The sequence below is a fragment of the Pseudoalteromonas sp. Z1A8 genome, from assembly GCF_011378855.1.
Lineage (GTDB): Bacteria > Pseudomonadota > Gammaproteobacteria > Enterobacterales > Alteromonadaceae > Pseudoalteromonas.
Genome location: NZ_WTLB01000036.1, coordinates 1 through 18707, shown reverse-complemented (window position 1 = coordinate 18707; position 18707 = coordinate 1). Strand labels below are relative to the sequence as shown.

Annotated in this window: 13 protein-coding genes and 1 other RNA gene; 12 read left to right on the top strand and 2 right to left on the bottom strand. The window is 40.6% G+C overall.

Annotated features, from left to right (window positions below):
- The first annotated feature begins 119 nt into the window (after positions 1-119).
- The 6 genes from lpxB (at position 120) to GQR55_RS14035 (ending at position 8081) form a co-directional block, all read left to right on the top strand.
- Entirely contained in the window at positions 120-1277 is a 1158-nt protein-coding gene (gene lpxB, locus GQR55_RS14060) for a lipid-A-disaccharide synthase (protein WP_166421096.1), read from the top strand.
- The gene (gene rnhB / locus GQR55_RS14055) at positions 1267-1869 is read left to right on the top strand and encodes a ribonuclease HII (RefSeq protein WP_165739349.1); all 603 of its coding nucleotides are present in this window, start codon (positions 1267-1269) and stop codon (positions 1867-1869) included. The genes lpxB and rnhB overlap by 11 nt, the downstream gene beginning before the upstream one ends.
- 2 nt (positions 1870-1871) lie before the next feature.
- Positions 1872-5363: a DNA polymerase III subunit alpha gene (dnaE, locus tag GQR55_RS14050; RefSeq protein WP_166421095.1), complete on the top strand. Its 3492-nt coding sequence runs from the start codon at positions 1872-1874 to the stop codon at positions 5361-5363.
- A 16-nt stretch (positions 5364-5379) separates the two neighbouring features.
- On the top strand, positions 5380-6336 hold the full coding sequence (gene accA / locus GQR55_RS14045; RefSeq protein WP_166421094.1) for an acetyl-CoA carboxylase carboxyl transferase subunit alpha: 957 nt from the start codon (positions 5380-5382) through the stop codon (positions 6334-6336).
- Between the two features lie 83 nt (positions 6337-6419).
- Complete coding sequence (gene tilS, locus GQR55_RS14040) at positions 6420-7739, top strand: tRNA lysidine(34) synthetase TilS (RefSeq protein ID WP_166421093.1); 1320 nt, start codon at positions 6420-6422, stop codon at positions 7737-7739.
- Positions 7740-8081: a hypothetical protein gene (locus GQR55_RS14035; protein ID WP_166421092.1), complete on the top strand. Its 342-nt coding sequence runs from the start codon at positions 7740-7742 to the stop codon at positions 8079-8081.
- Positions 8082-8153: 72 nt separating this feature from the next.
- On the opposite strand, the gene GQR55_RS14030 is transcribed toward GQR55_RS14035, so the two are convergent.
- Positions 8154-9050: a GGDEF domain-containing protein gene (locus GQR55_RS14030; protein ID WP_166421091.1), complete on the bottom strand. Its 897-nt coding sequence runs from the start codon at positions 9048-9050 to the stop codon at positions 8154-8156.
- Positions 9051-9183: 133 nt separating this feature from the next.
- Here GQR55_RS14030 and GQR55_RS14025 point away from each other — a divergent pair, with 133 nt between their 5' ends.
- Positions 9184-11157, top strand: coding sequence for a monovalent cation:proton antiporter-2 (CPA2) family protein (locus GQR55_RS14025; RefSeq protein ID WP_166421090.1), 1974 nt, complete (start codon positions 9184-9186; stop codon positions 11155-11157).
- Between the two features lie 15 nt (positions 11158-11172).
- Here GQR55_RS14025 and GQR55_RS14020 read toward each other — a convergent pair whose 3' ends face one another.
- A complete protein-coding gene (locus GQR55_RS14020) occupies positions 11173-12318 on the bottom strand; it encodes a patatin-like phospholipase family protein (RefSeq protein ID WP_024599802.1) in 1146 nt (381 codons plus the stop codon).
- 219 nt (positions 12319-12537) lie between these two features.
- Here GQR55_RS14020 and GQR55_RS14015 point away from each other — a divergent pair, with 219 nt between their 5' ends.
- The 5 genes from GQR55_RS14015 to GQR55_RS14000 all read left to right on the top strand — a co-directional run bounded on the left by GQR55_RS14015 (position 12538) and on the right by GQR55_RS14000 (position 18575).
- On the top strand, positions 12538-13413 hold the full coding sequence (locus GQR55_RS14015; RefSeq protein ID WP_166421089.1) for a DUF3014 domain-containing protein: 876 nt from the start codon (positions 12538-12540) through the stop codon (positions 13411-13413).
- A 139-nt stretch (positions 13414-13552) separates the two neighbouring features.
- An RNA gene (gene ffs, locus GQR55_RS14010) (signal recognition particle sRNA small type) lies at positions 13553-13649 on the top strand.
- A 503-nt stretch (positions 13650-14152) separates the two neighbouring features.
- Positions 14153-16006, top strand: coding sequence for a histidine kinase dimerization/phospho-acceptor domain-containing protein (locus GQR55_RS14005; protein WP_240916861.1), 1854 nt, complete (start codon positions 14153-14155; stop codon positions 16004-16006).
- A 9-nt stretch (positions 16007-16015) separates the two neighbouring features.
- A complete protein-coding gene (locus GQR55_RS20350; RefSeq protein ID WP_346774260.1) occupies positions 16016-16663 on the top strand; it encodes a response regulator in 648 nt (215 codons plus the stop codon).
- Positions 16664-17048: 385 nt separating this feature from the next.
- Complete coding sequence (locus GQR55_RS14000) at positions 17049-18575, top strand: acetyl-CoA hydrolase/transferase family protein (protein WP_166421088.1); 1527 nt, start codon at positions 17049-17051, stop codon at positions 18573-18575.
- The last annotated feature ends 132 nt before the right edge of the window (positions 18576-18707 follow it).

Here is an 18707-nt window from a genome sequence, read left to right as displayed (position 1 = left end):
ACAACATAAAGCCTTAACTTAGGTGATAAAAAACCAGTTATTTAAAGCGTTTAACCAAACAGTAAAACACGGTAAACTAATCCTCATGAACGCCTGGTTTACTTGTGAAATAAAATCAAATGAATAAAGATAAAAAACAACTACGAATTGGTATTGTGGCAGGTGAACTGTCGGGCGATATTTTAGGCGAAGGCTTAATTAAAGCCCTTAAAAAGCACTTCCCGGATGCTATTTTTGAAGGGATAGCAGGGCCTAAAATGCAAGCGCAAGGCTGTAAAACACTTTACGACATGGATGAGCTTTCGGTAATGGGGCTTGTTGAGGTACTTGGGCGTTTACCGCGGTTGCTTAAAATACGTAAACAACTCGTGCAGCATTTTGTAGATAATCCACCTGATGTATTTATAGGTATAGACGCACCCGATTTTAACTTACGCGTTGAAAAGCCACTTAAAGATGCGGGCATTAAAACAGTACAATATGTAAGTCCGTCTGTTTGGGCGTGGCGCGAAAAGCGTATACATACAATAAGTGCAGCGACTAACTTAGTGTTGGCGTTATTACCATTTGAGAAAGAATTTTACGATAAACACCAAGTGCCATGTACATTTGTAGGGCATACTTTGGCTGACGATATAGCGCTTGAGCACGACGATAGTAAAGCACGTGCAGAACTCGGCTTAAGCCTTGATGACAAAGTACTGGCGTTACTACCAGGTAGTAGAGGCTCTGAAGTTGGCTTACTAAGCGAAACTTATATTAAAACAGCTGCAGAGTTGCAAGCTAAAAACCCCAATCTTAAAATTGTGGTGCCATTGGTTAACGAAAAACGCAAAGCGCAGTTTACTGATATATTAAACGCTACCGCGCCAAACCTTAATGTTAACCTGCTTGATGGGCAATCAAAATTAGCGATGCAAGCTGCTGATGCTATTTTATTAGCGTCGGGGACTGCCACTCTTGAAGGCATGCTATATAAAAAGCCAATGGTAGTGGGTTATAAAATAAAGCCGTTGAGCTATTGGATTTTTAAAACCTTATTTACGTTTAATATAAAGTACTTTTCGCTGCCTAATTTATTAGCCGACGAAGAGTTAGTCCCTGAGTTTTTACAAAGCGAGTGTAACGTGGCTAATTTAACCAATGCGCTTACCCCGATGCTTAATACCGATAACATTGAGTTAAAAGCACGCTTTTTAGCTATTCACGAAAAAATTAGATTAAATGCCAGCGAACAAGCAGCAAATGCTGTGGCGGAGTTAATACATGCAAATTGATAGACCCAACGTAGCCTTAATTGCCGGTGTAGATGAAGTAGGTCGCGGCCCACTTGTTGGCGACGTAGTTACTGCCGCCGTTATTTTAGACCCTTCAAAACCTATTGCAGGCTTAGCCGATTCTAAAAAATTAACAGATAAAAAACGCCAAGCACTTGCGATTGAAATAAAAGAAAAAGCATTGTGTTACGCGTATGGGCGCTGCAATCCAACAGAGATTGATGAATTAAATATTCTGCACGCAACTATGCTTGCCATGACCCGCGCAGTAGAGGCGTTAAGCACACAACCAGAATTTGTATTTATAGATGGTAACCGCTTACCAAAACTAACTATGCCCGCGCAAGCCGTTGTTAAAGGCGATAGCTTAGTAGCTGAAATTTCAGCGGCGTCTATTTTAGCTAAAGTAGCGCGCGATGATGAAATGATTGAACTTGATAAACGCCATCCTGAGTACGGCTTTGCAGGGCATAAAGGGTACCCGACTAAAGCGCACTTTGCAGCGCTTGAGCAGTACGGCGCGATTGACGAGCATCGTAAAAGCTTTAAACCTGTTCAGCGCGTTTTGGCGCAAGCCAATGGTGAGGGCTAAGCATGGCTGCTCCTGATTTTGTTCATTTAAGAGTTCATTCAGACTTTTCGATGGTTGATGGCCTAGCTAAAACAAAGCCAATAGTCGCAAAAGCGCAAGAGCTGCAAATGCCTGCAATTGCGATTACCGACCAAATGAACTTTTGTGGTTTAGTGCGCTTTTATGGCGCAACGCATAACGCCGGCATTAAACCGATTGTGGGTGCTGACTTTTGGGTTCGTAGCCCAGAATTTCCTGACGAGCCAAGCCGCTTAACCATATTAGCCAAAGACAACGACGGCTATAAAAATATTACCTTATTAATATCTAAAGCGTATCAACGTGGGCATGTGTTTCATCGCCCAGTGATTGATCGAGAATGGCTGGTGGAACATAAAACCGGCTTAATTATTCTCTCGGGCGCTAAAGATGGTGACTTAGGTAAAGCGTTATTAAAAAATAATCCAAGTGTAATTGAATCGGTAGTTAGCTTTTATAAGCAGCATTTTAGCGATAACTACTATCTTGAGCTTGTTCGCACCAATCGACCGCTTGAAGAAGACTACTTACACATGGCGGTAGAGCTTGCTACCAAAGAGCAGTTACCTGTTGTAGCGACCAATGAAGTAGTGTTTTTAAAGCCTGAAAACTTTGAAGCGCACGAAATTCGTGTTGCCATTTTTGACGGTTACACGCTGGATGACAAACGCAGGCCTAAACGGTTCTCTGAAGAACAATACCTAAAAACATCAGAGCAGATGGCTGAGTTGTTTAGCGATATTCCAGAAGCGCTACAAAACACGGTAGAAATAGCTAAACGTTGTAATGTAACGGTTCAGCTAGGGACTTACTTTTTACCTGATTACCCAACTGGCTCACTTAAGATTGATGAGTTTTTAGTTAAAGTATCAGAAGACGGTCTTGAAGAGCGACTACAGTTTTTATTCCCCGATGAAGAAGATCGAAAAGTAAAACGTGTTGAATACGATGAGCGACTCGATATAGAGCTTGGCGTAATTAACCAAATGGGATTCCCGGGTTACTTCTTAATCGTAATGGAGTTTATTCAGTGGAGTAAAGATAACAATATTCCTGTTGGACCTGGTCGTGGTTCAGGTGCAGGTTCGTTAGTTGCTTACGCACTTAAAATTACTGACTTGGATCCGCTAGAATTCGATTTGCTGTTTGAACGATTTTTGAATCCTGAACGTGTATCAATGCCCGATTTCGACGTCGATTTTTGTATGGACAGACGTGACGAAGTAATTGATCACGTGTCGGCTTTGTATGGGCGTAATGCGGTATCGCAAATTATTACCTTTGGCACCATGGCTGCAAAAGCGGTAATACGCGATGTAGGGCGAGTGCTTGGGCATCCTTACGGGTTTGTCGATCGTATTTCTAAAATGATTCCAGGCGATCCTGGGATGACACTTGCTAAAGCGTTTGATATAGAACCGCGCTTGCAAGAAGCTTACGATGGCGACAATGAAGTAAAAGATTTAATCGATATGTGTCGCATTCTAGAAGGGTGTACACGTAACGCCGGTAAACATGCGGGTGGCGTAGTAATATCGCCAACCACTATTACCGACTTTGCCGCGCTTTATTGCGATGACGAAGGTAAGTTTCCGGTCACACAGTTTGATAAAAACGACGTAGAAACTGCAGGCTTAGTTAAGTTCGATTTCTTGGGTTTACGTACACTGACAATATTGCAGTGGGCGGTCGAAATGACCAACGTGCGCATGGAGCGCCAAGGTAAAGACCTCGTTGATATAAACACCATCCCACTGAATGATAAAAAAAGTATTGAGTTACTACTTCGCGCCGAAACAACCGCTGTATTCCAGCTAGAATCGCGCGGTATGAAAGACTTAGTACGCCGTTTAAAGCCCGATTGCTTTGAAGATATGATTGCATTGGTGGCCTTGTTCCGCCCGGGTCCGCTGCAATCAGGCATGGTAGATAACTTTATCGACCGAAAACTGGGCCGCGAAGAAATCTCATACCCAGATGCGCAATATCAGCACGAAAGCTTAAAACCAATACTCGAGCCAACGTACGGCATTATCTTGTATCAAGAACAAGTAATGCAAATAGCGCAAGTACTAGCAGGTTATACGCTAGGCGGCGCCGATATGCTTCGCCGGGCAATGGGTAAGAAAAAACCCGAAGAAATGGCAAAGCAGCGTTCAACGTTTGAAGATGGCGCAAGAAATAACGGCATTGACGGCGAACTCGCGATAAAAATCTTCGATCTGGTAGAAAAGTTCGCAGGTTATGGTTTTAATAAATCTCACTCAGCGGCATATGCATTAGTATCGTATCAAACGCTGTGGATGAAAACGCATCATCCTGCAGAGTTTATGGCTGCGGTTATGTCGGCCGATATGGATAACACCGACAAAATAGTTATTTTGGTGGATGAATGTGAAAACATGAAGCTCACCTTATTGCCGCCAGACGTAAATGCAGGCGAGTTTAAGTTTACAGTAAACCTGCAAGGCGAAATTGTTTACGGCATTGGCGCAATTAAAGGCGTGGGTGAAGCACCGGTTGATGCAATACTAGAAGCGCGTGCTAAAGGTGGTCCGTTTAAAGATTTATTTGATTTTTGTGCCCGAGTGGACTTAAAACGCTTAAATAAACGCGTAACCGAAAAATTAATTTATTCAGGTGCACTTGATAAGTTAGGGCCAGAAAAAACACAACCTGGGCGTGCTACATTACTAGCTAGCTTAAAGGATGCAATGCGTGCGGCTGACCAACATAATAAAGCTGAGCTGTTAGGGCAAAGTGATTTGTTTGGTTTATTAGCCACCGAGCCTGATGAGGTTGAACAAGCCTTTATTAAAGCCACAGGACTCACCGATAACGAGTGGTTAGAAGGCGAAAAAGAAACGCTAGGCCTTTATTTAACTGGGCATCCGATAAATCAGTACCGCCGCGAACTTAAGCATTACACAAGCGGAAAAATAGTTGATTTACAGCCAACTAACCGTGATGTATTTGCAACCGCTGCTGGTTTAGTGATTGCCTCTAGGGTATTAATTAATAAAAAAGGAAATCGTTGGGCCTTAGTAACTTTAGATGACAAGAGTGCACGGATTGATGTACGCTTGTATTCAGACGAGTTTGAAAAGTACCAAGATATGCTCCAAGTTAACAATATCTTGGTAATATCTGGACAGGTCAGCTTTGATAACTTCTCCGGTGGTATTACAATGACCGCCAGAGAAATAAACACCATTGCTCAAGCGCGTGAAAAACGCATTAAAGCGATTAAAATGACGCTGAACATGGTGCAAGTCGAGGCAGGTTTCTTCGATAAATTACAAAAAGTACTCGAACCCTATAAAATGGGAACGTGTCCGATCAAGGTTTATTACCAACGTCCAGATGCGTTGGCGCAATTAACTCTTGGGATCGAATGGTGTGTTACGCCGAGCGACGACTTAATTCATAAGTTATCACTCATGGCGGCGCAAGACGTAGAACTAGAATTTAACTAATTAGGTAGTTTAGAGCATGAGCCTCAATTATCTTGATTTTGAGCTTCCAATTGCAGAATTAGAAGCAAAAATTGAAGAATTACAAAATATAAGCCGCGCTGGCGAATTAGACCTTGAGTTAGAAGAGGAAGTCAGCAAATTAAAAGAAAAAAGCGCCAAGCAAAAACAGGAGATTTTTTCTAATTTAGGCGCCTGGCAAGTATCACAGTTAGCACGTCATCCGTTGCGTCCTTACACTCGAGATTATATCGAGCGCATTTTCACGGAATTTGACGAGTTTTCTGGCGATCGTACATTTGCTAACGATCCGGCTATTTTAGGTGGCGTTGCGCGTTTAGATGGCGAACCAGTAATGGTTATTGGCCAACAAAAAGGCCGTGATACTGCTGAAAAAATTAAACGCAACTTTGGTATGCCAAAGCCAGAAGGTTACCGTAAAGCATTACGCTTAATGGAAATGGCTGAGCGTTTTAAAATGCCAATTATGACCTTTATCGACACGCCGGGTGCATACCCAGGTGTTGGCGCTGAAGAGCGTGGTCAATCTGAAGCAATCGCGCGTAACTTAAAAGTAATGGCGACACTTAAAGTGCCGACAATATGTACAGTTATTGGCGAAGGCGGTTCAGGTGGTGCATTAGCGATTGGTGTTGGCGACAGAGTTAACATGTTGCAATACAGTACTTACTCTGTAATTTCGCCTGAAGGTTGTGCGTCTATTCTTTGGAAAAGCGCCGACAAAGCACCACTTGCAGCAGAAGCAATGGGTGTAACTGCAGAGCGTGTTAAAGAGCTAGACTTAATCAGTAACTTAATTGATGAACCTCTAGGTGGCGCACACCGCAATTACGATGGTATGGCACGTAACTTAAAAGAACGCCTTAAACGTGACTTAGCAGACCTACAAGCGCTTACGCTTGAAGAAATGCTTGATCAACGTTACAAACGTTTAATGTCGTTTGGTTATTGCTAAATACATTAAATGTTAAAAAAAAGCCGCTTATGCGGCTTTTTTGCTTTAAAATGTTCAGAGTTTTCATATTAAAGTGCGCCCATATGCATACATCAGCAATTTATCAGCAATTAAAAAAATCGCTAAATAGCTATATTGAGCAAGGTAATACCGCTTTTACAGTGGCGCTTTCTGGTGGCGTTGATTCTGTGGTGTTACTGCATTTAATGCGTATTTTAAAAACAGATAACCCTGCAATTAATGTATCGGCTATCTATGTTCACCATGGTTTGAGCCAGTATGCTGATGACTGGCAACATTTTTGCCAAAATTTGTGCAGAGAGCTTAATGTGTCCTTTGAAGCCGCGAAAGTAGTTATTGAGCAGCAGTCGCGCACAAGCCTTGAAGCCCAAGCACGCGACGCCCGTTACAAAGTACTTGATGAGCTAAGCCCAAAGGGCAGTATTATATTACTGGGCCAGCATTTAAACGACCAAGTAGAAACATTTTTACTGCGCTTAAAGCGAGGTTCGGGTTTAAAAGGGCTTGGCGCAATGCACCAAGCGCGTTTACTTCAAAGTGGTCGCGTATGTTTTAGGCCGTTGTTAAATGTAGCGCGCAGCGATATAGAAGCCTTTGCAGCGCAGTTTAGCATTAACCACATAACCGATGACTCTAATACAGATGAAAGTTTTGATCGTAACTTTTTACGCTCAAAAATAGTCCCTGTTTTAGCTGAGCGCTTTAATGGGTTTGAACAATGCACTGCACGAAGTATTGAGTTGCTACAGCAACAGCAAACACTACTTGATGAATATACACAGCTCGATTTAAATAAGTGTATTAACGAGTATCAAGCACTGTGCGTTAATCAAGTAAGCGAATACAGTGCAGCGCGTATTGCAAATATAGTACGTGCGTGGCTTGCACTATTTACGCAAGTGATGCCATCGCAAAAGCAACTTGAACAAATTATTAATCAAGCAGTTAATGCAAAAAATGATGCGCAAATGCTTATTGATTTAACTTATGGGCAAATACGCCGCCATCAAGGTTATTTGTACTTTGTAACACCAAGTGAAGTATTAACAGATGCTGAGCTTAATTATACTAAGCTCAATCATTCAGAGTTAAAACTTGCAGACGGGCGTTTACTAATTAAATTCAATGGCTGCGGAGTAAGGCCTCCAAACAAAAACGAACAAGTAACAGTGCGCTTTAACTGTAATAGCGCACGTATAAAACCACTTAAAAAGCCGGGTAGCAATACCGTAAAACATTGGTTTAAAGATGCAAAAATAGCGCCTTGGCTGCGCGCCAGTGTGCCGCTTATTTTTTATAATGATGAATTAGTGCAAGTGGTTGGTTATTTTGTAAGTGCTAAGCATGTTGATGAAAATGGTATTTTTTGGGAGTGTAAATAAATGAGTAAGCAGCCGCATGTTGGTTTGTCGTTAGTGACTAAAGCGCCAATGGGTATGCTAATTACAGCGCTTATTGCTGTTATCGCTAATGTTTTACTTGAGTTAAATATTGTAACGTTAGGCTATGCAGTAGTGGGTGGGGTTGTATCTGCAGCACTTTTATTAGCTTACTGGTTAGGTAAGGGGGGATTGTTTTTTATTTTAGGCGTGAGCCTCCCACTACTTTTAGTATTATTTACACCACTTGCTACTATTACCGCATTACTTAATTTAATTAGTGGATTCTTTTTTGGCTTTTGTGCTGCTTTGTTTATTTATAAATTGGTGAGTGCAAAACCTTAGTATTGGAGTTTTAGCAATAAAAAAGCCTAGCGGGGGAAGCTAGGCTTTTTATTTAATTAATTTAAGCAAATATTAATAAGCTTTTGCGCAGTTTCTGCCAGATGCTTTTGCTTTGTACAAACCTTTATCGGCTCGAGCAAAAATTTCGATTTCGCTATCTTGGCTGTTAGCTAAAGTAAAACCAACGCTGGTTGTTACTTTGTATTTAGACATTAATGGCGATTTTCTGACTAAGCACATTATGCGCTCAGCAACGACCTTGTTAGTTGTAAACTCAGGGTCTTCAATGAGTAGAGCAAACTCATCACCACCAAATCTAAATACCGAATCAGTACCGCGTATGCTGCTACACAGTACTTTTGAAAATTCTTTAAGTGTATCGTCACCAATTTTATGACCAAAGTTGTCGTTTACTTGTTTAAAGTTATCCAAATCAAGCAGCATTAAGCTAAATGGGCGCTGGTAACGGCGACAGTTTTCAAGCTTTTGCAACAAAAAGTCATTAAATTGACTACGGTTGTTTAAACCTGTTAATGCATCTTTTGTGGCAAGTTTTAGTACGCGGCTATACATCATCGCATTACGAAGTGGATAAACCAACGCAGTATGCAAAGTATGTAGTTTTTTCTCAATTGCTTGGCAAAGCGGGAATTTACTAAAATAAATTAGCTGGCCTAAATGATCTTTCTCAATAGATAGATCAAAGATATATGGAGTATTACCGGTATTGCTATCTGACGTTTGAGCTGTACCTAAAGTTGATTGGAACTGTAATCCAGAAAAATTTAGCAATTGTTTTGCAAATTTTGCATATATAGCTAAAACATCTTCTATAACTAGGCTTGTTTGTAGCTCTGTAACAAGATCATGCGTTGCCGCAGACTCGTTTATTTGTGTATGTTCTGCCGAAAACGGCAAAAAATCACCGTGACCAGACACGCGCTGCGTCAAAATATGGACGTTTTCCACTAAAATCTCCCCCGAGGGTGTTGCTTTGCAGTAACTAAGCGATTTTTGTGCCATATTTTAAAATTGCATGAAAAACAGATGGTTGTTATATTTACTTACAAGCTACTAGTTTAATTTAAACGCGAGGCTGCATTTGCAAAGTATTAATGCTCAAATTTTTGGCTTATTAGTAGCGGCAGTTCTTTTTGTGTGGTTTTTTAAACGCATTGGCTTGCCGCCTATTTTAGCGTACCTAGCAACTGGGGTTTTAGCCGGTAGCCATGGCATTGGCTGGCTGGCACAATCTCACGAAATAGAGTTTGTAGCAGAGCTTGGAATTGTGTTTTTGTTATTTAGTTTAGGATTAGAGTTTTCTATTTCGCGGCTAATGGCAATGCGAAACCTAGTATTTGGATTGGGCTCGCTGCAAGTAGGTATAACCAGTTTACTCTTCATTATTATTTTATATTGTTTAGACTTTTCCTTACTCACCAGTTTTACCATTGGCACAATTATGGCGCTTTCTTCAACGGCTGTAGTGGTTAAGTTATTAAAAGAAACTGGTGAGCTTAATCAGCGCCGCGGGCAATTGGCAGTTGGTGTATTACTTTTTCAAGATATTGCTGTTGTTCCTCTATTAATAATACTCCCTTTATTTGCATCAAGCGACTCTCAAAGCATTGGTTGGGCTTTAGCCTTTGCCCTAAGCAAGGGGGCATTTGTATGTGTGCTACTTTGGGCCATAGGTAAATGGGTATTGCCCATTGTTTTTAAAGAAATAGCGCAAGTACGAACCGATGAATTGTTTGTACTTACCACCATATTAGTAGCGCTATTTGCAGGCTTTTTAACGTATATGTTTGGCTTGTCTATGGCATTGGGCGCTTTTTTAGCGGGAATGATGTTAGGTGAGAGCCATTACAGGCACCAGTTAGAGGCCGATATACGACCATTTCGCGATATATTAATGGGGCTGTTTTTTGTAACTGTGGGTATGCAGTTAGATATTTTATTTGTACTGGCGCATATAGTAATAATTGTTGGCGCATTGCTTGGGTTACTCGTATTAAAAATTACAGTGGTCGCACTTAGTGCGCGGCTAATGCATGAACGAAACCAAGATTCACTCGCCTGTGGCATCATGCTGTGGCAAATGGGGGAGTTTGGTTTTGTACTTATTGCACTTGCTGGGCAGCATCAGTTATTAAACTCAGAGCAAGCCTCATTTTTAATTGCGTTGGGTGTGCTTTCAATGGCGTTTACACCATTTTTAATTGATAAGACGCCGTTTATTTTAAATCGTTTGGGCATACTCGATCGTCCAAGTTTAGCATTAGAAGCAGAGCCACAAAGCAGTACGCTTTACAGTGACCATGTTGTTATTTGTGGTTTTTCGCGTGTTGGACAAACTATAGCGCGCTTTTTAAAGCCCGAAGCAATAGATTACGTTGCCATTGAAAGTAACCCAATACTTGTACAAGAAGGAAAAGCGGCGGGTGAACCTGTAATATTTGGCTATGTTAAGCAAAAAGATATTTTAAAATGCGCAGGAGTAGAGCGAGCTCGGCTGGTTATTATTACTTTTACTGAGTTTGATCATGCGCAAGTTGTTATCGATGCCATAAAACAAATAGCACCTAACGTTAAAATACTTATTAGAACTCGTGACGACAGCCAGCTCGATTATTTAAAAGCGCTTGGTGTAACCGAAGTAGTGCCCGAGTCGTTAGAGGCGAGCTTAATGCTCGTGTCGCATGTGTTGTCTATGTCGGGCGTACCCATGACACGTATTGTGCGCCGAGTAAGTAAAGAGCGTCGAAACCGTTACCCGCTAATGCAAAGCTTTTATGCAGGGTATTTTAAAGATAGCGAAGATGCCTCAACTGACCGATTAGAATATTTACACGTTGTTGCGCTACCTCAGCAAGCTTATGCCGTGAGTAAAACAATTGAAGATCTTAATTTAGAAAAGCGGCGAGTACTGATAAAAGCACTTCGCAGAGAAGGAGCCGAAATAGACACGCCATCAGCGCAAACAACCTTGTTAGCTAACGACGTTTTAGTACTACAAGGTAAACCAAGGCGAGTAGAGCGGGTAGAGCACTACCTGCTCGACGGAATAGAATAACGTGCCTGTTTGGGCTTAATCTAACTCTAAAAACTCACGCATTTTAGGTAACTGCGCCATGCCATCTTCATAGCCAATTTGCATTAGATGCTGGGTGTAGCGTTTTTCAAACAATAGGTAACTGGTTAAACTCGATTGCGAATGTTTTTTAACACCGATTGTACGCAGCAATACTTTAATCGCCCACGGCATATCGTCGTAATACTGCGCAGCAATAGCATTAAAGTTTTGCGACGGGTTAATAACAAAGGTATCAATTTGTTTTAGCTCTTGGTGTTTATCGCGTGCTGGTAATAGCCCTAAAGTGCGATTAACACGTTCCAAACGCTCCAAATCAGACTGCATTGTGTCGGTAAATACGCTATCAAGCAAATGCCCTGCAACAGCCGATAAGCCAGGGTAATGAGGGGAGTAACCCGGTGGGTGAAGCTCTTTAGGTTGGTCGACCCCAATAATAAATATTTTTTCAGCCCCTAAATGAATTGATGGGCTGAGCGGCGAAAGCTGATGTATAGAGCCATCACCAAAATAATGGTTATAAATATTTACACTTGGAAACACCATAGGAATCGCACTCGACGCCATTAAATGCTCAACGTTAATACGCGTGGCTTGGCCTTCGCGTTTAGCGCGTTGCCATGGTGTTTGTGTATTTGATTGAAAAAACGCAACAGAGTCGCCCGTGGTATAACTAGAGGCCGTAATTGAAAGCGCATCTAAATAATTTCGGTGTAAGTTACGCTCTATCCGGTGTAAGTCTAAAATCTCATTGAGCAAACCACGTAGAGGGCGATTATTTAGCAAACTCGCTGGTGGGTGATTAATATGCTCTGACTGAAAGCTCGTTAAAATATTACGCGCAATATGACCAAATACACTTAAAAAGTCACTTTTATAAACCATAGAGGTCGAAAAGTTTTTCCAAACTGATTCAAGTTTTCGTACAGCTAAATGTGCACAAGAGGCGTAACATGCTAAAGCCGCAGAGTTAATAGCCCCAGCAGAGGTGCCATTTATTACTCTAAACGGTAATGGAGCTGTACGCGGCATGCTATGAGCGAGCGCTTTAAGTACACCCACTTGATAAGCAGCTCGTGCGCCACCGCCCGTTAATAATAGGGCTATTTTTGGTTTTTCTGGATCGACTTGCTTGATTTTCATATTGGTGTTTAAACTGTTCAACGTCTTTACTTTATTTATTAACTGTAAGTCTTTAAGCTAGAAGAATCAAAGGATAACTGAGTAATAGTAAGTACAGTAAGCTTATGTTTATATTTGTAAGCTAAAATAGTTATGTATTTATAGTTACTACTCATAATGAATTTTTTCCATTCAGAGTACTCTGAGTGATATCGCACTTTTAATTTTTATGGAGTTTGTATGTCAGATAAACCAGAAGCGTCAGATGTTCAAAAACGTCCGCCTAATAACAATTTTCTTTTCGCCGTTATTATTTTAATAATAGTTGTGTGCGCAGCCGCGTTTGTACTATTAAAACCAAGTGACGAGCCACAAACACGCACAGAGGTAGAGCAAGCACCAAAAGAGCAACCAATGATGGAGCTTAAACCTGAAAACGATCCCGTAGTTAACGCGCCATCAGTTATGCCAGAAAGGCCAGCAGAGCTTGAAGTGCCAGCACAAAGCCCAAGTGAGCCTGTGCCTGAAGTAAAACCATTACCAACGCTTAATGAAAGCGATGCAGTTGTAGTTGCTAAAATGGACGAGTACCTAAGTGATTCAGTAATGAGCTTAATGGTAACCGACGACGTAATTCGCCGTGGTGTTGTATTTGTAGATAACCTAGCTAAGGGTAAAGTAGCTAAAAAACACACGCCTGTTGTTCAACCAGAAGAAACGTTTAGCGTAAATGAAGGTGATATTTTAACAATTAACCCTAATAGCTATGAGCGTTACACACCGTATGTAAAAATATTTACCAGTATGAGTGCAGCGCAAGCCGTTCGTATGTACGAAGAATATAAGCCACTTATTAATAATGCATACAGTGAAATTGGTTACGGCGATGACGAGTTTAATCAAACGCTAACCGATGCAATCGATTTATTACTTGATACACCAGAGCCAGAAGGTGACCTACCGTTACTTCGTGATTCAGTAACGTATCAATATGCATTCTCTGAATGGGAACAGCTTCCTGATGCACAAAAACAGCTTTTACGCATGGGCCCAGAAAACATGAAAAAGGTAAAAGCAGCACTTCGTAATATAAAAGCGCAGTTAGAGAGCAATTAATACGCACTAAAACAGCTAAATACGCCGCGATTGTATATGAAGTATGCAATCGCACTTTCTTTTTAGATTATCCCTTGAATAACAGAGCAAAAGTAGAGATAATCCTTCCCGCGCCAACCAAGGCCCTCAATGGTAGTCTTATTGGTCCTCTCGCAACACTAGCAGGCGAACCTGGTCAGGCCCGGAAGGGAGCAGCCACAGTTTGTGACGTGTGTGCCGAGATGTGGCTGGTAAGACTGCCACCCAAATTCCTCATTTGGGTGTTATAAACTCTTCTTTGATATTACCTAATTAAAATCCCAAGATTAAATTATTACTAACTATAAAATTTAGTTTACTGCCGATATTCGTCCCATCTTTGTCGCTAGACAGCATTTAACTTGTACGCAATAATGTAAACATTATATAAATGTTAATACAGCATTTTAATTATACCAATTGTTTTAAATGAGTGATTCACTAAGCGTAGAGCGATCATGCTTTTAATAACATTAGTATTCGGTGTCAAAGGTTGATGTAATGCCTCAAAGAAGTAAGTGGATACTCGCTGTTTTACTAGGTCTGTTAGGCGGCGTAGTAAATCTCTCACCGTTATATTTTTTCGACAGCTCTGAGTTTTTATTCGGACAAGTATTTGTATTATGTAGCTTAGTGTTTATTGGGCTTCGGTATGCTTGTTTGAGCCTCGCGATTGTCTCTGGCTTTTTGTTGTATAGGTGGGGCCATTGTTGGCCAAGCATTGTATATTTACTCGAGCTTTTTTGGCTTACGCCGCTCTAAACCAATACTTCCTCTGGGTACTGTATTTTGGCTTTTAATTGGCCTTCCCATCGTGTGGTTTATTGGTCAAATTATAATAGACCTACCTTCGTTAACCCTCATCGTTGCAATATGTAAATACCTTATAAATGCGCTAATAAGCTTGGCGTTGGTCGATTTATTTAGTGTGTTTGTACCCCATGCTAGCCGTGCGTATCAGGGCAGACCACTTGCGCGTATTCTTAGTTATGTAGTAAGCGTAATTATTATATTGGTTGTATTGCTTACTAGTGTAATTTTAGTGAACGATCACCATTCACGTTTAGAATATGAGGTAAACGCGCAGCTTGAAGAAAAAGCTGAGTCGATTAGCACGCAATTAAACGATTATTTAGTATTTCACAAAAACGCTATTGTAATGAGTAGTGATGTTATAGGAACTGGAGGTTCAACAGCGCTGCAGCTTGAGCGGCTCATGCTGTTATTTCCTGGGTTTACTACCAGCTTGTACGCAAACACAAGCGGTTTGGTTGAAATGAGCGTGCCTAGTGATTTAGTAACAGGACTGAGTGAGGCGCAGCGCTACATAACTGATCGGGAGTACTTTACGCTGGCTGAGCAATATCCTCTTGGCTATAGTAGTGGCGTATTTCAAGGCCGAGGGCTTGGCAATGAAGCCATTGTTGCTCTTTCTGCCCCAATATACCGTGATGGTGAGTTTTACGGTGTAGTTGAAGGCTCATTAAAGCTTGGACGATTAGAGCAGTTTATTCCTAATTTATTTGAATATACCGGTGAATTAATTGTATTAGATGATCAACAAAAAGTGGTTTTTAGCTCGCTTGAGCAGTTTAAAATATTAACCGACTTTAACGAAGGTGGTTTTAATACACGAAATATGGGCGATAAAAATTTATTTCGTTCCAATAATAACGAGGTTTACCATAGTTCTAAATATGTAAGTCCGCAGAGTAAATGGCAAGTTATCACCTTTTATAACCGCAAACATTTAAGCATGGCAGTGGCTAAAACGTGGTTACCTACTTTTCTTCTTAGCGCAATATTAATTTTAATGGTGGTGCTGTTTATACATCAGCTAGCAAACTTATTAGTTCAACCTATAAGCGGTTTAACTAATTTAATGCAAAGCTTTGATAAAACAAAAAAACATACATTTAGTACTGACTCAAGTTGGCAAGAAGTACTGCAACTTCAACAGCAGTTTGAAATGCTGGCAAATGCATTAAATAATTCTATAGAAAATCTGCAAACCTCTAATGTAAAAAACCAAGATTTAAACAAGCAGTTAAGTGAGTTTAACCAACAGTTAGAAAAAAAAGTGGCAGAGCAAACTAACAAACTTAAACAAGCAGTAAGCCATGCTAACTTAGCAAACGTGGCTAAATCGCAGTTTTTAGCAAATATGAGCCATGAATTACGTACCCCTATGAACGGCATTTTGGGTATGGGTGAGGTATTGCTACGCGATAGTTCGTTAACCGACGAGCAAAGAGATCTTTTAAATACCCAACAAAAAAGTGCCCAAAATTTATTAAAAATCTTAAACGATATTTTAGATTTTTCTAAGATTGAGGCTAACGCAATGCAAATTAGCCCGCGTCCAACAAATTTAGCGCCGTTTATTGAAAACATTAAATCGTTGTTTTCACCTATTATAAGCTCTGACGATGTGCAGTTTATAGTTGAGTGCAGTAGTACTTTGCCTGATTGTATTAACGTGGATGATTTACGCTTAAATCAGATCATCATTAACTTGTTATCTAATGCGCGTAAGTTTACCGAGCGTGGGTTTGTGCGTTTATCGTTTGATTAGCAGCTATTTGTGAGTGTATCTGATAGTGGTATAGGCATAGCAAAGGATCAGCAATCATTATTATTTAGCGAGTTTACACAAGCTGATGTAGGCGTTGCACGTAAATATGGCGGTACAGGGCTCGGTTTAGCAATTAGCCAAGGTTTGATTAAAAAAATGGAGGGCGAAATTACCCTCAATAGTGCACCTGGCAAAGGCAGTATGTTCAAGTTTTATGTAAATGCACCTAAGGCTGAATATGTTAAGCCTGTTGCTTTAGTTCAGTCGCAATTACTACCTATACTCGGCGATAAAAAAATACTCCTTGTGGAGGACAACCCAATAAACCGTCAGGTTATTGCAAAAATGCTAGAGCCAAGCAAAGCAAAGCTAACAACGGCAAACGATGGTGTTAAGGCACTTAAGATATTAGAAAGTCAGTCGTTTGACGTAATTTTAATGGATTGCCAAATGCCGAATATGGACGGTTACGAATGCACACAAGTAATACGTGCCAACGAAGGGCAAAGTGGCAACCACGTGCGAATTATTGCCATTACTGCAAACGCTTACGAAGACGATAAACAGCGCTGTTTAAGTGTCGGCATGGATGACTTTGTATCTAAACCTGTTAATACACAAGATTTGTACGCAGTGATCGTTAAGGTTTTAAATTAGTAATAAGTTAATATACAAAGCACAAAGCCTGCAGTTGCTAAAAAAAAGCGGCTATAAGCCACCATAAATATGGGCATTACTGATTTGTATTTGATGCTAAATTACGCCTTATGTTTGCTGTGTACACTACGAGCTAAAAAGTACTCATAGATACCTAACTATTCAAAAAACTATTTATTTAAAAAATAAAACATCATTATTTTAAAATTCAGCGTGTACAAATTGCTGCAAACGTTATTGACTTTGTTTCTTTCGGTAATTTATATGTAAAAGATTTTGTGTTTTTACTGTGTTTTCATCCTAATGGCGTAAATGCGACTTAAGTCTATATTGTGTAGTACGAAGTTAGGATTAGAATAATGCCAAATTTAGAAAGGGGCTCAAAATGAACTTGGAACGTATTCGCAATAGTAATCTGCATAATAAAGTTATGTCTGCTGAGCAGGCAAGTCTGTTTATTAAAGATGGAATGACTGTAGGGATGAGTGGCTTCACTCGCGCCGGAGAAGCTAAAGCAGTACCCAGAGCATTAATTGAGCAAGTCAAAAAAAATCCTATCAAAATAAATTTAATGACGGGTGCATCACTAGGTAATGACTTAGATAAACTCCTTACAGAAGCGGGCATTTTAGCGCGTCGTATGCCTTTTCAGGTAGATAGCACTTTACGTAAAGCGATTAATAACGGTGAAGTAATGTTTATTGATCAGCATTTATCTGAAACGGTTGAGCATTTACGCAATCATCAATTAACTATGCCTGATGTAGCTGTTATTGAAGCGGTTGCCATTACCGAAGAGGGGCATATTGTGCCTACTACATCGGTTGGTAACTCAGCAAGCTTTGCTATTTTTGCAAAAGAAGTCATTGTTGAAATTAATATGCTGCATAACCCTAATCTTGAAGGTTTGCACGACATATACATTCCATCGTATCGTCCTACTCGCCAACCAATGCCGTTAGTTAAAGTAGACGACCGCATTGGTAGCACTGCAATTGCTATCGATCCTGCAAAAATTGTTGGTATTGTTTTTACTAACCAAAGCGATTCGTTTTCGACCGTTACCGACCCAGATGAAGACACCGCATTAATTGCGCGCCATTTAGTTAACTTTTTTAAAGATGAGGTGGCTCAAAATAAATTGCCAGCTAATTTAGGTCCATTACAAGCAGGCATTGGTAACATTGCTAATGCGGTGATGATGGGGCTACTCGACTCTGACTTTAAAGACCTAACAATGTATTCAGAGGTACTGCAAGATTCGACGTTTGACTTAATTGATGCAGGTAAGATGAGCTTTGCATCAGGCAGCTCAATTGTTTTGTCTGAGCGTTGTAACGCGCAAGTATTTAATAATTTAGAAAAATACAAAGACAAGCTAGTGTTACGCCCTCAAGAGATTTCGAACCACCCTGAAATAGTGCGCCGTTTAGGTATTATTGCCATTAATACTGCGCTTGAGTTTGATATGTACGGCAATGTAAATTCAACGCATGTGTGTGGCACACGAATGATGAATGGTATTGGCGGCTCGGGTGACTTTGCCCGAAATGCCCATTTAGCTATATTTGTGACTAAGTCGATTGCTAAAAATGGCGCTATTTCAAGTGTTGTGCCTATGGCGAGCCATGTTGATCATAACGAGCACGATGTTGATATTTTAGTAACTGAGCAAGGCTTAGCTGATTTACGTGGCTTAGCACCGCGTGAGCGTGCTGTACAAGTTATTAAGCATTGTGTGCACCCAGATTATCGCGAAGCGATGTTCGACTATTACAATCGCGCTTGTGAGCGTGGCGGGCATACCCCGCATTTACTCGAAGAAGCGTTTAGCTGGCATATTCGCCTAGAGCAAGAAGGCAGTATGAAAAAAGTATCTGCAACAGATATTCCAGTGCCATTATCAGCTTAAGCTCTATGTTGGCTAACAGATAGATACTTTTGATTAACGCTCCTTTATGGCTGTCTCTTATACACAAATCCCTGCTAAGAAATTAGCGGGGATTTTTTTGAACTAAATCTCAATGTCATGATCAGATCTTCA

What these genes read in the sequence shown, in the direction of transcription:
- lpxB (WP_166421096.1), top strand. Translation starts at nt 120, where the DNA reads ATGAATAAAGATAAAAAACAACTACGAATTGGTATTGTGGCAGGTGAA.
- rnhB (WP_165739349.1), top strand. Translation starts at nt 1,267, where the DNA reads ATGCAAATTGATAGACCCAACGTAGCCTTAATTGCCGGTGTAGATGAA.
- dnaE (WP_166421095.1), top strand. Translation starts at nt 1,872, where the DNA reads ATGGCTGCTCCTGATTTTGTTCATTTAAGAGTTCATTCAGACTTTTCG.
- accA (WP_166421094.1), top strand. Translation starts at nt 5,380, where the DNA reads ATGAGCCTCAATTATCTTGATTTTGAGCTTCCAATTGCAGAATTAGAA.
- tilS (WP_166421093.1), top strand. Translation starts at nt 6,420, where the DNA reads ATGCATACATCAGCAATTTATCAGCAATTAAAAAAATCGCTAAATAGC.
- GQR55_RS14035 (WP_166421092.1), top strand. Translation starts at nt 7,740, where the DNA reads ATGAGTAAGCAGCCGCATGTTGGTTTGTCGTTAGTGACTAAAGCGCCA.
- GQR55_RS14020 (WP_024599802.1), bottom strand. Translation starts at nt 12,318, where the DNA reads ATGAAAATCAAGCAAGTCGATCCAGAAAAACCAAAAATAGCCCTATTA.
- GQR55_RS14015 (WP_166421089.1), top strand. Translation starts at nt 12,538, where the DNA reads ATGTCAGATAAACCAGAAGCGTCAGATGTTCAAAAACGTCCGCCTAAT.
- GQR55_RS14000 (WP_166421088.1), top strand. Translation starts at nt 17,049, where the DNA reads ATGAACTTGGAACGTATTCGCAATAGTAATCTGCATAATAAAGTTATG.